A 13,522-nucleotide genomic window follows, 5' to 3' on the forward strand; every position below is an offset into this window, starting at 1 on the left:
GTCAGCTCCCCAGGATCTGCCGCAGCCCCTCCACGACGCGATCCTGGTCGGCGTCGGTGAGGTCCACGAAGAGCGGCAGCGACAGCTCCTCGGCGTAGAAGGCCTCCGCCACGGGGCACATCCCCCGCCGGTAGCCGAGGTCTTCGAACACCGGGTGCCAGTAGACGGGGATGTAGTTGACCTGCACCCCGATCCCGGCCGCGCGCAGCCGGTCGTACACCTCGCGGCGGCGGCCGTCGAGCACGCGTACGGGATAGAGGTGCCGCATCGGGTCGACACCGTCGCGCTGGATCGGCAGCCGGAGGCCGGGCACGTCGGCGAGCAGTTCGTCGTAGCGGGCCGTGAGCCGTTGCCGCGCCGCCTTGAACTCGGCGAGCCGGCTCAGCTGGGAGCTGCCGAGCGCGCAGAGCAAGTCGGGCAGGCGGTAGTTGTTGCCGAACTCGTGCACCTCGTAGAACCAGCCGCCCTCGTCGGGCCGCCGGAGCTTCCCGGGCTCGCGCACCATGCCGATGCGGCTGTAGGTGCGGGCGCGATCGAGCAGGTCGGGCCGGGTCGAGGCGACCGCGCCGCCCTCGGCGGTGGTCAGGTTCTTGGTGGGGAAGAACGAGAAGGTGGTCAGGTCGGCGAGCGTGCCGACCGGCCGGCCCTGGTCGGTCGAGCCGATCGCGTGCGCGGCGTCCCCGATGAGCACCGCGCCGACCCGGTCGGAGATCTTGCGGAGCGCGTCGTAGTCGGCCGGGTGGCCGGCGTAGTCGACCGCGCCGATCGCCCGGGTGCGCGAGGTGACCGCGGCCTCGACCGCCGCCGGGTCCAGGTTGGCGGTGTCGTCCTCGACGTCGGCGAAGACGACCGTGGCGCCGAGCGTGGCCGCGCCGGACGCGGTGGCCACGAACGTCATCGGGGTGACGACGACCTCGTCGCCGGGCCCGATGCCGGCCGCCGCGTACGCGGTGTTGAGGGCGGTCGTCCCGTTGGTCACCGTCACGGCGGGCGCGCCGGCGACGGCCTCGATGTCCTTCTCGAACTGCGCGACCCGGGGTCCGGTGGTCAGCCAGTCGCTGCCGAGCGCGGCGACCACCGCCTCGATGTCGGAGTCGTCGATCGACTGCCGCCCGTACGGCAGCATCAGTTGTCCTCGTCGATGAGCTTGCGCATGTCGTCGATGCTCAGCCACAGGTCGTTGTTGTCGGAGCGGTAGTTGAAGCCGTCGGCGACCTCTTCGCCGCCCTGCGGGGTCCGGTAGCCCCAGCTCGCGACGACCGGCTGCACCACGTAGCGGTCGGGAAAGCGCAGGGTACGGCGGCTGTCGTCGGCCGCGATCATCTCTTCGTGCAGCTTCTCGCCGGGGCGGATGCCGGTCTCGTGCGTCGCCGAGCCGGGCGCGACGGCCTCGACCAGGTCCATGATCCGCATGCTCGGGATGCGCGGCACGAACAGCTCGCCGCCCTCCATCGCGTCGAACGAGTCGACCACGAACTTCACGGCCGCCGGGAGCGTGATCCAGAAGCGGGTCATCCGCTTGTCGGTGATCGGCAGGCTCTCGCCGTTGGCGGCCAGCTTGCGGAACAGCGGCACGACCGAGCCGCGGCTGCCCATCACGTTGCCGTAGCGGACCACGGCGAACCGGGTCGGGTGGGTGGCGGCGTAGTGGTTGCCGGCGATGAACGACTTGTCGGCGACCAGCTTGGTGGCGCCGTACAGGTTGATCGGGCTGGACGCCTTGTCGGTCGAGAGCGCCACCACCTTCTTCACGCCGGCGTTGATCGCGGCGTCGATGACGTTCTGCGAGCCGTTGATGTTGGTGGCGACGAACTCGGAGGGGTTGTACTCCGCCGTGTCGACCTGCTTGAGGGCGGCCGCGTGGATCAGGTAGTCGACGCCGTGCACGGCGCGGGCCAGCCGGTCCCGGTCGCGGATGTCGCCGAGGAAGAAACGCAGGCGCTTGTCGTCGCCGAACATCTGGCGGACCTCGTACTGCTTCAGCTCGTCCCGGGAAAGGATGACGATGCGCTGCGGGTCGAGGTGTTCGATGGCGTACTTGAGGAACGCCTTCCCGAATGACCCGGTGGCACCGGTGACGAGGATCGAGGATCCGCTGATTTCAGACACGTTGAAGCTCCGAGGGGTTCGTCTTCAGTCCGCTTAAGGGAGGTGGGCGGGGCGGTTGGATGGGGTCAGGAAGGCCGTACGAGGCGGAAGCATAACCACGATTGCTGCGCTTTCCAGGCCAGATGGAAAAGGACAACACTCGTTCAACTGGAGTTCAGGCGAGATTGGTCATGTCGTCCAGAACCCTGTAAGAAAGTAGGAGTCCTCTGTCCCCATCCAACCGCCCCGCCCACCACCCTTGACCGGACCGAAGACATCCCATCGACTTGGAGCAACTGTGACTGAGCTGCAGAGACTGCGGGAAGCCTTCCGCACCGCCCTGGACCTCCCGGCGGATGCGCCCGTGGATGATCTGCACTACCAGGACAACGAGAAGTGGGATTCCCTCGCGCACATGTCGCTGATTGCGACCATCGAGGACGAGTTCTCGATCATGATTGACACCGACGATGTGATCAACATGTCAAGCTTTGCGGAGGCCGTACGAATCCTTGGCAAATACGAGGTGAACATCAATGACTGATCGGGTGGCTCTGATAACCGGAGCCTCCCGCGGAATCGGTCGCGCCACCGCGCAAAAGCTCGCCGAGCGCGGTTATGACCTCGTGCTGCACGGCCACCGTGAGTCAATTGCGGCAGTTGCCGAGGAAGTCGCCGCCAAGTACGGCGTCGCGGCTTTCGCGGGCCACGGCGACATCGCCGACCCGGCGACGAGCAAGGCGCTCATGCAGCTGGCGTTCGCCAACTTCAAGCGGCTGGACGCGCTGGTGGTCAACGCCGGCACACACGCCGCCGGCATGCTCGGCATGACCGACGACGCGACGATCCAGCGCCTGTTCGCGGTCAACTCGGCCGGCGCGGCCTACACGCTGCGGGGCGCGGCCCGTCTGCTCGCCCGCGGGCGTATCCCGGCGGTGGTTCTGGTGTCGTCGATCACCGCGACGCGCGGCATCGCCGGCCAGGCCGTCTACGCCGCGTCGAAGGCCGCCGTGGCGGCCCTGGCCAAGTCGGCCGCCAAAGAGCTGGGCCCGCAGGGCATCCGGGTCAACGCCGTCGAGCCCGGGTTCATCGCCACCGACATGCTCGACACGCTCGACGAGAAGGGGCGCGCGGAGCGCGTCGCCGGCACCGCGCTGGGCCGGCTCGGCGAGGCCGGCGAGGTCGCCGACGTGATCGCTTTCCTCCTCTCCGAGCAGGCCCGGTTCGTGACCGGCCAGGTTCTCGGAGTGGACGGGGGATTGACGCTGTGAACCTGCTTCACCCCGGCGCGCGCGTGATCGACGCCGCGACCGGCGAGACGCTCTCCGCCGACCTGGTTCGGGCCGCGGCCGATGCCCTGGCCGCCGAGCCGGGCGCGGTGGTGTTCCACCCGATCTCGACGACGATTCCCGATATTGCGCGCTATCTCGCCGCGTTGCGGCTCGGCCGGCCGATCGTGCTGCTCGACCCCGACGGCGACAACGCGCACTGGGCCGAGCGCTTCGCCACCGACGAGGTGCATCCCGACCTGGCGCTGCTGCTCACCACCAGCGGCTCGACCGGCAACCCCAAGCTGGTGCGCCTTTCCCGCGAGGCGGTGCTGACCAACGCCGAGCAGATCGCCACCGTGCTCGACATCGGGGCCGACGACGTGGCCATCACCACGTTGCCGCTCTTCTACTCGTACGGAATATCGGTCTTGAACTCGCATTTGTTGCGAGGCGCGACCGTGGTCCTCGAGCGGACGGGCATCATGCAGCGCGACTTCTGGACCGCCGCCGTCGAGCACGGCGCGACCTCGATGGCCTTCGTCCCCTACCAGTACGAGATGCTGCGGCGGCTGCGCTTCGACCCGGCCAAGTACCCGGCGCTGCGCAAGCTCACCCAGGCCGGCGGCCGGCTGCGCCCCGACCTGGTCACCGACTTCGCCCAGCGGATGACGACGGTCGGCGGGTCGCTCTACGTCATGTACGGCACGACCGAGGCCGCACCGCGGATGGCGACGCTGCCGCCCGCCCGGCTGCCGGAGAAGCTCGGGTCGGTCGGGCTCGCGCTTCCCGGCGGGTCCTTCTCGATCTCGGCCGACGAGGAGGTCGTCTACCGCGGCCCCAACGTCATGATGGGGTACGCGGAAACCGCCGCCGATCTCGCCAAGGGCGACGAGATGGGTGGCGTGCTGCCCACCGGCGATCTCGGCCGGCTCGACGACGAGGGCTTCCTGTTCATCACCGGCCGCGCCAAGCGGATCGGCAAGGTCTTCGGCGTCCGGATCAACCTGGACGACGTGGAGAAGAACTTCCCGGTCGCGACCGTGGCCGGCGAGGACAAGCTGCAGGTCTTCGCCGAGGGCATATCGGACGACGAGGCGCGCGACCTGCGCACCAAGATCGCCGAGTGGCTCGGGACGCATTTCTCCGGCGTGGTCGTGCGCAGCATCGATGCGCTGCCGCTGCTCCCGAACGGCAAGATCGATTACCGCGCCTTGGAGGCGTCGCTGTGAGTGTCTTCACCCTTCCGCAGGCCGCCAAGGAAGAGGTCCTGCTCAAGGAGCTCTCGGCGCTGACCGAGCATCACCGCGCGCGTTGTGAGCCGTACGCCCGGATCTTGGCGGCTTCCGGGTTCGCACAAGCCGAATCGGTCGCGGAGTTGCCGTGGCTGCCGGTTCGGCTCTTCAAGAATCTCGAATTGAAGAGCATCCCGGACGACGAGGTGTTCAAGGTCCTGACCTCGAGCGGGACGACCGGCGAGGTCAGCCGGATTTATTTGGACAAAGCCGCTGCAGCCACCCAGACCCGGCTGCTCGGCGCCACCGTGCAGACCGTTCTCGGCCCCAAGCGCCTGCCGATGCTTCTGGTCGACACCAAGGCCATGCTCAAGGACCGCCGCTCGTTCAGCGCCCGCGGCGCCGGCGTGCTCGGCATGTCGACCTTCGGCCGCGACCACGTCTGGGCGCTCGACGAGGAGGGCCACGTCGATCTCGACGCGATCCGCGGCTTCCTCGCCAAGCACGGCGACGCGCCCTTCCTGATCTTCGGCTTCACCTACATGGTCTGGCTGCACCTCTACGAGGTCGCCCGGGACAACGGGCTCGACCTGACCCATGGCATCCTGATCCACTCCGGCGGCTGGAAGAAGCTGGTCGACCAGGCCGTCTCGCCCTCCGATTTCCGGGCGCGGCTGGCCGGGCTCGGGCTGGTTCACTCCCACAACTTCTACGGGATGGTCGAGCAAATTGGCACGATCTTTCTCGAGGCCCCGTCCGGCGGGTCGCTGTACTGCCCGGACTTCGCGGACGTGGTGGTTCGCGACCCGCAGACCTGGCGGGAGCTGCCGCCCGGCGAACCGGGTCTCCTCGAGGTGGTGAGCACGCTGCCCACCTCGTACCCCGGGCACGTGTTGCTCACCGAGGACCTCGGCGTGGTGCACGGCATCGACGACGGCGACTGGCCCGGCAAGCGGTTCTCGGTGCTCGGGCGGTTGCCGCGGGCCGAGGCGCGCGGGTGCTCCGACACGTACCGGGAGGCGGCGTGATCAGGTTCCGTTTCGGCTCGGAAAGCGACGTCACGGCGCCGGTCGATGATCGGCTGACCGTCGGCGATGATCGGGTGATCGACTTCCTGGCGAAGGTCGCCCGCAAGCTGCTCGCGCCCGCGGTGGCCCGTCGGCACCCGGAGCTGGGCTCGCTCGGCTTCTTCATGCGCCCGGCCGAGCTGCACCGGGCCGTTACGCGGATGCGGCGCGAGGACGCGTTCGTCTTCCCGCGCGGCAACGTCTTCCACGTGCCGCCCGCGAACGTCGACACCATCTTCGTGTACTCCTGGGCGCTGTCCGCGCTGGCCGGCAACCACAACGTCGTACGCATCTCCGAGCGCTCGGCGAACGCGGCCGACACCATCCTCGAGGCGCTCAACGAGGTGCTCGGCGACGCCGACCCGGTGATCGGGCGCACCCAGCGCATGGTCACCTACGGCCGGGACGACGCGGTGACCGCGGCGCTCAGCCAGTGGTGCGACCTGCGGGTGATCTGGGGCGGCGACGCGGCGGTCGAGGCGATCCGCAAGCACCCGCTGCGGCCCTCGGCCCGCGATCTGACCTTTCCCGACCGCACCTCATGGGCCGCGATCTCGGCGGCCGGCTGGCGGGCCGCCGACCCGGCGACCCGGCGCGAGGCGGTCGTCGGCTTCTCGAACGACGCCTACTGGTTCGACCAGGCCGCGTGCTCCTCGCCGCGGACCGTCTTCCTCGTGGGCGAGGACACCGCGGACGTCCGCGCCGAGTTCGTCGACCTGCTGCTCGAGGTCGTCGACAAGCGCGGCTGGCAGGTCGACGCGGCGATGGCGGTGGAGAAGCGGGTCAACGCGTACGGGCTGGCGGCCGCCGGTGCAGTCTCGCGCATGGACTTCCCGGCCAACACGGTGACCGCGCTGTCGCTGGCCGCCGTGGCGGACGCGCCCCGGCGCTGGATCGGGGCGGGCGCCTTCCCGTTCGCCGAGGTCGGCTCGCTGCTCGACCTGGTGCCCGCGATGAACCGGCAGGACCAGACGTTCAGCCACTTCGGCTTCTCCCCCGCCGAGCTGCGCGCGTTCGCGCTGGAACTGGGTGGGCGCGGCGTCGACCGGATCGTGCCGTTCGGCCAGGCGCTGACCTTCAGCGCCATCTGGGACGGGTACGACCTGCCGCGCGAGTTCACCCGGCTGACGACGGTCGCTTCATGACACAGGTGCTGAGTACCCCCGAGGTACGTTCGGCGCCCAGTCCTCGACCGAGCCGGATCCCGGCGGGACTGCCCTGGCTGATCCCGGCGGCCGTGCTGGTCGTGGCCCTGCTCGCAACCGGCACCCCGGCGTGGGACATCATCCGCTACGCCGCCTACTTCGGCCTCGCCGTGCTGCTGCCCGGCACGCTCGTGCACCGGGCGCTGCGCGGCACCCGCGGCAACCTCCCCGAGGACCTCGGCCTCGGCGGCGCCACCGGCCTTCTCCTGATGCTGGCCGACTGGGCGCTCGCCGCCGCGACCGGCCTGCAGATCCTGCTCCCGGCCTGGCCGGTGCTGATCGTCGCGCTGTTCGTGGTCGTGCCGCAGCTGCGCCGGCACTGGCGGATCGCCGAGCCCCAGCCGCTCCCGCAGGGCTGGCACTGGGCGCTGGCCTTCGGGGTCACCCTGGTCGTGTTCTGGCTCCTGCCGAGTTGGCGCAGCTCGCCGCTGCCCCCGGCCGACGCGATCTGGTACCAGGACCTCGGGTACCACCTCGCGCTCGTACGCGAGCTGATGCGCTCGATGCCGTTCCAGGTGCCGCAGCTGGCCGGCGACATCCTGCACTATCACTACCTCTCCGACGCCGACATGGCGACCGCGTCGATGATCACCCGGATCGACCCGGCGACCATGCTGCTCCGTCTCTGGCTGCCCGCGATCGCCGCGCTGACCGCCCTGGTCACCGCGGCGCTGGCCCGCCAGCTCGCCGGCAAATGGTGGGCCGGCGCGCTCGGCGGCGCCCTCGCGGTGGGCGGGTTCCCGCTGGTGCTCGGCACGCCGACCATCGCCGCCGGCAGCTACGCGCTCAGCTTCCTGAGCCCCTCGGCGGTCTACCAGCTGCCGTTGGTCGCGCTGCTGCTGTCGATCGCGGTCGACGTGCTGCGCGGCCGCCGGGTGGGCTGGACCTGGCTGATCGTCTTCCCGCTCGCGGTGGCCTGCGCGGGTTCGAAGTCGAGCGGCCTGCCGCCGATCGTGGCGGGCCTGGTCGCGGCGGGCCTGCCGGTCGTCCTCTGGCACCGCGAACGGCTGAGGTCCACGCTGGCGCTGCTCGGCCTCGTGCTCGCCGCCATGGTCGTCGGCCTCAAGCTGTTCAGCGGCGGCGGCGCGGGCGTGCTCACGTTCCAGCCGCTGACGTTCCTCTACCTGGTGGCGCCGTACCGGCAGACGCTCGGCGTGCACGACCTGAACGACGGCGTCTTCCCGCCCGGCATCGCCCATGCCTCGGCCGGTGGCCTGCTCTTCGTGGCCGCCCTGCTCGTCTGGTGGGCCCTCATGCAGGCCGGCCGGCTGGCCGGGCTCACCATGATCGTTCGCCGCGATCCGTCGGCCTGGCTGCTCGCCGGCATCACCGTGGCCGGGGCCGGCGGCATGTGGCTGCTCTGGCACCCGTCGGCCAGCCAGGGGTACTTCTACACCGGCGTGCTCCCGTTCGCGACGGTCCTCACCGTCTGGCTGCTCGCCGAACGGTCGCCGGGCCTGCGCCCGGTGTTCGCCGGTCTGGCCGCGGGCTTCGTGTGGGCGGTGATCGCATCGTTGATCGGGTTGTGGTTCTTCGACCCGCCGGCCCACACGATCGTCTCCTGGTCGTGGGCGCTGCTGCGGCCGGTCCTGCTCACCGCCCTGGTCGCCGCCGTCGGCGCGCTCCTGCTGCGGCGTCGCCGGCAGGCCATCCCGATCGCGCTGCTCGCGGCCGTGCTCGGCGCCGGCCTGGGCGCCTTCGCCTTCCAGACCGCCAAGTCCACGCCTGCGGCCTTGAAGACGCCGGCGCCGCCGGCGCCCAGCCGCATGGTCAGCCGGGACGAGATGGCGGCGGCCCAGTGGCTCGACCGGCAGGCCGGCAAGAACGACGTGATCGCCACCAACGTGCACTGCCAGCTGCTGCCCAACCGCGCCAAGGTGTGCGACGCCCGCGCCTTCTGGGTCGTCGCGCTGACCGGCCGGCGCGCCGTGGTGGAGAGCTGGTCATACACCGACCAGGCGGTGGCCGCCAACAACGTGAACGGCCTGAAATACGTCTACCAGCCCGCGCCGTACCCCGAGCGGTTCGCGCTCAACGAGCGGGTCTTCGCCCGGGGCGACCCGGCCGACGTGGCCGAGCTGCGCACGCAGTACCACGTGCGCTGGCTCTTCGCCGACAGCCGATACGGGCCGGTTTCGCCCCAGCTGGCCCGCTCGGCCGTCGTGCGGCACACGGCCGGCCCGGTCACGATCTACGAGCTGGGGTAGAGCACGACCTTGCCCGCGTCGACCAGGCAGGCGAACGTAGGGTTAGCCCTACCGCCGATTGGGCGGTCAGCGGGATCGGAGGAGAGGTCGCCGATGTCTAGCGTCGATGACATGACGACCAGCCCCGCCCCGCCCGTTCGGGTATTGCGCCAGATCGGCATCGACACGCAGTACGTCCTGATCGGCTTTCCGCTCGGGATCCTCACCATCTCGCTGCTCATGAGCCTGTTCTGGGTCGGCGTCGGGACGATCGTCATCTGGGTCGGCCTGCCGATCCTGCTCGCGACGATGTATGTGGCCCGCGGCTTCGCCGTGCTCGAGCGCGCCCGGATCGGCCCGGTCTTCCACCGCAGCCTCCAGCACCCGTACTACAAGAAGCCGAAGGACGACAGCTTCTTCCGCCGGGTGTTCACCCCGCTGACCGACGGGCAGAGCTGGCTCGACCTGCTGCACGGCATGTTCCGCTTCATCCCCAGCACGATCTCGTTCGCGTTCGTGGTCACCTGGTGGGCGGGCGCGCTCGGCGGCCTCACCTGGGGCCTGTGGGGCTGGTCGCTGCCGAGCGGCCCCGACGACCAGGACCTCCCCGAGCTGCTCGGCTTCGACGGCAGCTACGGCACCAAGGTCGCGTTCTACCTGGCCGCCGGCATCTTCTTCGCCGGCACCCTGTTCTGGGTGGTCCGCGGGGCCGCCCTGCTCGAGGCCTGGTTCGCCCGCGGCCTGCTCAGCGGGGTGAACGAGCTGCGCGAGCAGGTCGCCCAGGCCGAGGCCGCCCGCGAGGTCGCCCAGCAGCAGAAGGCCGCCGCCGTCTCGGCCGAGGCCACCGCCCTGCGCAAGCTCGAGCGCGACATCCACGACGGCCCGCAGCAGCGCCTGGTCCGCCTGGCCATGGACCTCGGCCGCGCCGAGCAGCAGTTCTCCACCGACCCCGACGCGGCCCGCGCCACCATCACCGAGGCGCTCACCCAGACCCGGGAGACCCTCGACGAGCTGCGCGCCCTGTCCCGCGGCATCGCCCCGCCGATCCTGGTCGACCGGGGCCTGCAGGCGGCGCTCACCGCGCTGGCCGGGCGCTGCACGGTTCCGGTCGACCTCGACGCCCCGGCGATCGGCCGGCTGGACGCCGCCGTCGAGTCGACCGCGTACTTCGTGGTCGCCGAGTCCCTGACCAACGTCGCGAAGCACAGCCAGGCCAGCGAGGTGCAGGTCAGCGTGCAGCGGATCGCGACCGGCCTGATGGTCACCGTGGCCGACGACGGGATCGGCGGCGCCAGCCTCGCCAAGGGGCACGGCCTGGCCGGGCTCGACGACCGGGTCCGCGCGGCCGGTGGGGTGCTGGCGGTCGACAGCCCCGTGGGTGGGGGTACAAGGCTTACGGCCGCCCTGCCCCTCTAAAGCTCTGCCGATCTGACAGCATTGGCAGCATGCGGGTCGTAATTGCTGATGACGCGGTGCTGTTGCGCGAGGGTCTGATAAGGCTCGTCGAAGAGAACGGCCACACGGTGGTGGCGGCCGTCGGCGACGGGCCTTCCCTCGTGTCCGCGATCGCCGAGCACCGGCCGGACGTATCCATCGTGGACGTCCGGATGCCGCCCACGCACACCGACGAGGGCCTGCGCGCCGCCGTGGAGGCCCGCTCGCTGGTGCCCGGCAGCCCGATCCTCGTGCTCTCCCAATACGTCGAGGTCTCGTACGCCGACGACCTGCTCGCCGACCGCCTGGGTGGGGTCGGTTACCTGTTGAAGGATCGGGTCTCCCAGATCGCCGAGTTCCTCGACGGCCTGCGCCGGGTCGCGGCCGGCGGCACCGTGCTCGACCCTGAGGTGGTCGGCCAGCTGCTGGTGCGCCGCCGCCGCGACGACCCGCTGCGCAACCTCACCCCGCGCGAGCGCGAGGTGCTGAGCCTGATGGCGGAAGGCCTGTCGAACACGGCGGTCGCCCGCAAGATGGTCGTCACCGATGGCGCGGTCGAGAAGCACGTCCGCAACATCTTCACCAAGCTCGACCTCCACCAAGACGAAGAACAGCACCGCCGGGTGCTGGCCGTGCTGGCCTATCTACAGGGGTAGTGCTAGCACTACCCCGAACCGGGGAGTCAGCCGCATCGATCGGGATCGGCGTTCTCCATAGCGTTTTCCCCATGAGGAACAGCCATCCAACCGCCCCGCCCGCCACCCATAAGCGGACTAAAGGCGAACCGAATGTCAAGGGGATCGCGGCGCGGGCCGCGATGTGGAGCGCCCGCCATCGGACGCTCGCGATCCTGGGGTGGATCGCCTTCGTGGTGGGCGTGACGATCCTGAGTGGACAGCTGGGGACGCACGAGGCCACCAACGCCGACCAGGGCCATGGCGACTCCGGAAAGGCCGACCGGATCGTCGAGCAGGCCGGGTTCCCGGAGCAGCCGGCCGGCGAGATGGTCATCGTGCAGAACCGGGCCGGCACGGACCGCGCCGCGGCCATCGCCGATCTGACCAAGCAGCTGAAGAACACCGCCGACGTCACCGGGGTGCAGCCGGCGATCGAGTCGCCGGACAAGCGGTCGTCGCTGGTCACCTTCAGCATCGCCGGTGACTCGGAGACCGCGAAGGACCGGGTGGCACCGGCCCTCGACACGGTCGCGAAGGTGCAGGCCGCGCACACGGACTTCTACATCGCCGAGGGCGGCGACGCGAGCGGCGACAAGCTGATCGGCGACGACCTCGACAAGGGACTTTCGCGGCTTGGCATGCTCTCGATCCCCGTGACGCTGGGCATCCTGCTGGTCGCCTTCGGGGCGGTCGTGTCGGCGCTGCTGCCGGTCGCGCTGGCGATCACCGCGGTGGTGGCGGCGATCGGCCTGCTCGCGGCGGCCAGCCGGCTGGCGCCCACGGTCGACACCACGATGCACGTGATGCTGCTGGTCGGCCTGGCGGTGGGGGTCGACTACTGCCTGTTCTACATCAAGCGGGAACGCGACGAGCGGCGGGCCGGCGCCGACGCCCACCGGGCGCTGGTGGTCGCGGCGCAGACCTCGGGCCGGTCGATCTGGGTCTCGGGCCTTACGGTGATCGTGGCGATGGCCGGCATGTTCCTCACCTTCGACACCACCTTCGTGAGCTTCGCGGTCGGCACGATCCTGGTCGTCGCCACCGCCGTGCTGGGCTCGCTGACCGTGCTGCCGGCCATGCTGGCGGCGCTCGGCGACAAGGTCGATGCCGTCAAGATTCCCGGGCTGTACCGGCGGCGCAGCGACGGCCGCGCCTGGAACGCCTTCCTCGGCGTCGTGCTGGCCAAGCCGCTCATCTCGGCGCTGGTCGCGGTCGGCGCGCTGGCCGTGATCGCCTCGCCGGTGCTCGACCTGCGCACCAAGGCCGAGAGCATCGAGGATCTGCCGCCCAACGCGGCGATCGTGCAGGCGTTCAAGGCGGTCGACGCGGCGTTCCCGAGCAAGACGTCGCCGGCCGAGGTCGTGGTCGAGGCGTCGACAGTCAAGAGCGCCGCCTTCAACGGACAGCTGGGCGCCTTCAAGAAAGCTGTTTCCCAGAGCCAGGGCAAGCTCACCGGCCCGGTCGAGGTGCGGATCAACCCGGCCGGCACGGTCGCGATCGTCTCGGTCGGCCTGGTCGGCGACGACGCGCTCTCCTCGCTGCGCGAGAACGTGGTGCCCGCGACCTTCGGCACGGTGGACGGCGCGACCGCGCTGGTCACCGGGGAGAGGGCGGGTGACGCCGACTTCAACGCCCGCCTCGACGCGAGCCTGCCGTGGGTGTTCGGCTTCGTGCTCGGACTGGCGTTCCTGCTGCTGCTGGTCTCGTTCCGCTCGGTCGTGGTGGCGATCACCGGGGTCGTGCTCAACCTGCTATCGGTCGCTGCGGCGTACGGAATGCTGGTTTATGTCTTCCAGTACGGCCACTTCGAGAAGCAGCTGCAGTTCCAGGCGACCGACGGCATCACCAACTGGATGCCGCTGTTCCTGTTCATCATCCTGTTCGGCCTGTCGATGGACTACCACGTCTTCGTGCTGAGCCGGATCCGCGAGGGATACGACCGCGGCCTGTCCACGCGGGACGCGGTGCGGGAAGGCATCGGCCGCACGGCCGGCGTCATCACCAGCGCGGCCGTGGTGATGGTGGCGGTGTTCGCGCTGTTCGCGACGCTGCCGCTGGCCTCGACCAAGCAGCTGGGCATCGGCCTGGCGGCGGCGGTCCTGCTGGACGCGACGATCATCCGGGCGGTGCTGCTGCCGGCGGTGATGGCGCTGCTCGGCGAGAAGAACTGGTGGCTGCCGCGGTGGCTGGGCTGGCTCCCGCAGATCGCCCACGCGCCGGCGCCGCAGCCGGCCCCGGAGCGCTCCTCACGAGAATTGATCACTACTTCGTAGGAAAAATGCACGCGAGCCGGCCCGGCGCAGGGTGGGGGCAAGAACCCCGCGCCGGGCCGGCGGCGAGCGGCCGGGGAGACGTGGCGGCG

At 70.4% G+C, this 13,522-nt stretch carries 11 protein-coding genes; 9 read left to right on the forward strand and 2 right to left on the reverse strand.

Annotated features, from left to right (window positions below):
• Position 1: 1 nt before the first annotated feature.
• Together ACIA5D_RS30375 and pseB are read right to left on the reverse strand one after the other, a co-directional pair.
• Entirely contained in the window at positions 2–1,126 is a 1,125-nt protein-coding gene (locus tag ACIA5D_RS30375; RefSeq protein WP_396033732.1) for a DegT/DnrJ/EryC1/StrS family aminotransferase, read from the reverse strand.
• Positions 1,126–2,109: a UDP-N-acetylglucosamine 4,6-dehydratase (inverting) gene (pseB, locus tag ACIA5D_RS30380; RefSeq protein WP_396033733.1), complete on the reverse strand. Its 984-nt coding sequence runs from the start codon at positions 2,107–2,109 to the stop codon at positions 1,126–1,128. The genes ACIA5D_RS30375 and pseB overlap by 1 nt, the downstream gene beginning before the upstream one ends.
• 277 nt (positions 2,110–2,386) lie before the next feature.
• Here pseB and ACIA5D_RS30385 point away from each other — a divergent pair, with 277 nt between their 5' ends.
• The 9 genes from ACIA5D_RS30385 (at position 2,387) to ACIA5D_RS30425 (ending at position 13,433) form a co-directional block, all read left to right on the forward strand.
• A complete protein-coding gene (locus ACIA5D_RS30385; RefSeq protein ID WP_396033734.1) occupies positions 2,387–2,632 on the forward strand; it encodes an acyl carrier protein in 246 nt (81 codons plus the stop codon).
• Complete coding sequence (locus ACIA5D_RS30390) at positions 2,625–3,359, forward strand: SDR family NAD(P)-dependent oxidoreductase (RefSeq protein WP_396033736.1); 735 nt, start codon at positions 2,625–2,627, stop codon at positions 3,357–3,359. Before ACIA5D_RS30385 ends, ACIA5D_RS30390 begins: the two co-directional genes overlap by 8 nt.
• On the forward strand, positions 3,356–4,588 hold the full coding sequence (locus tag ACIA5D_RS30395) for an AMP-binding protein (RefSeq protein ID WP_396033737.1): 1,233 nt from the start codon (positions 3,356–3,358) through the stop codon (positions 4,586–4,588). Before ACIA5D_RS30390 ends, ACIA5D_RS30395 begins: the two co-directional genes overlap by 4 nt.
• A complete protein-coding gene (locus tag ACIA5D_RS30400; RefSeq protein ID WP_396033738.1) occupies positions 4,585–5,619 on the forward strand; it encodes an acyl-protein synthetase in 1,035 nt (344 codons plus the stop codon). Before ACIA5D_RS30395 ends, ACIA5D_RS30400 begins: the two co-directional genes overlap by 4 nt.
• On the forward strand, positions 5,616–6,803 hold the full coding sequence (locus ACIA5D_RS30405) for an acyl-CoA reductase (protein ID WP_396033740.1): 1,188 nt from the start codon (positions 5,616–5,618) through the stop codon (positions 6,801–6,803). The genes ACIA5D_RS30400 and ACIA5D_RS30405 overlap by 4 nt, the downstream gene beginning before the upstream one ends.
• Positions 6,800–9,070, forward strand: coding sequence for a hypothetical protein (locus ACIA5D_RS30410; RefSeq protein WP_396033742.1), 2,271 nt, complete (start codon positions 6,800–6,802; stop codon positions 9,068–9,070). Before ACIA5D_RS30405 ends, ACIA5D_RS30410 begins: the two co-directional genes overlap by 4 nt.
• Positions 9,071–9,163: 93 nt before the next feature.
• Complete coding sequence (locus ACIA5D_RS30415) at positions 9,164–10,465, forward strand: sensor histidine kinase (RefSeq protein WP_396033743.1); 1,302 nt, start codon at positions 9,164–9,166, stop codon at positions 10,463–10,465.
• Positions 10,466–10,494: 29 nt separating this feature from the next.
• Entirely contained in the window at positions 10,495–11,139 is a 645-nt protein-coding gene (locus ACIA5D_RS30420; RefSeq protein WP_396033744.1) for a response regulator, read from the forward strand.
• A gap of 71 nt (positions 11,140–11,210) precedes the next feature.
• Positions 11,211–13,433: an MMPL family transporter gene (locus ACIA5D_RS30425; protein ID WP_396033746.1), complete on the forward strand. Its 2,223-nt coding sequence runs from the start codon at positions 11,211–11,213 to the stop codon at positions 13,431–13,433.
• Positions 13,434–13,522 lie beyond the last annotated feature (89 nt).

The organism is Actinoplanes sp. NPDC051513 (assembly GCF_044454685.1).
Classification (GTDB): domain Bacteria; phylum Actinomycetota; class Actinomycetes; order Mycobacteriales; family Micromonosporaceae; genus Actinoplanes.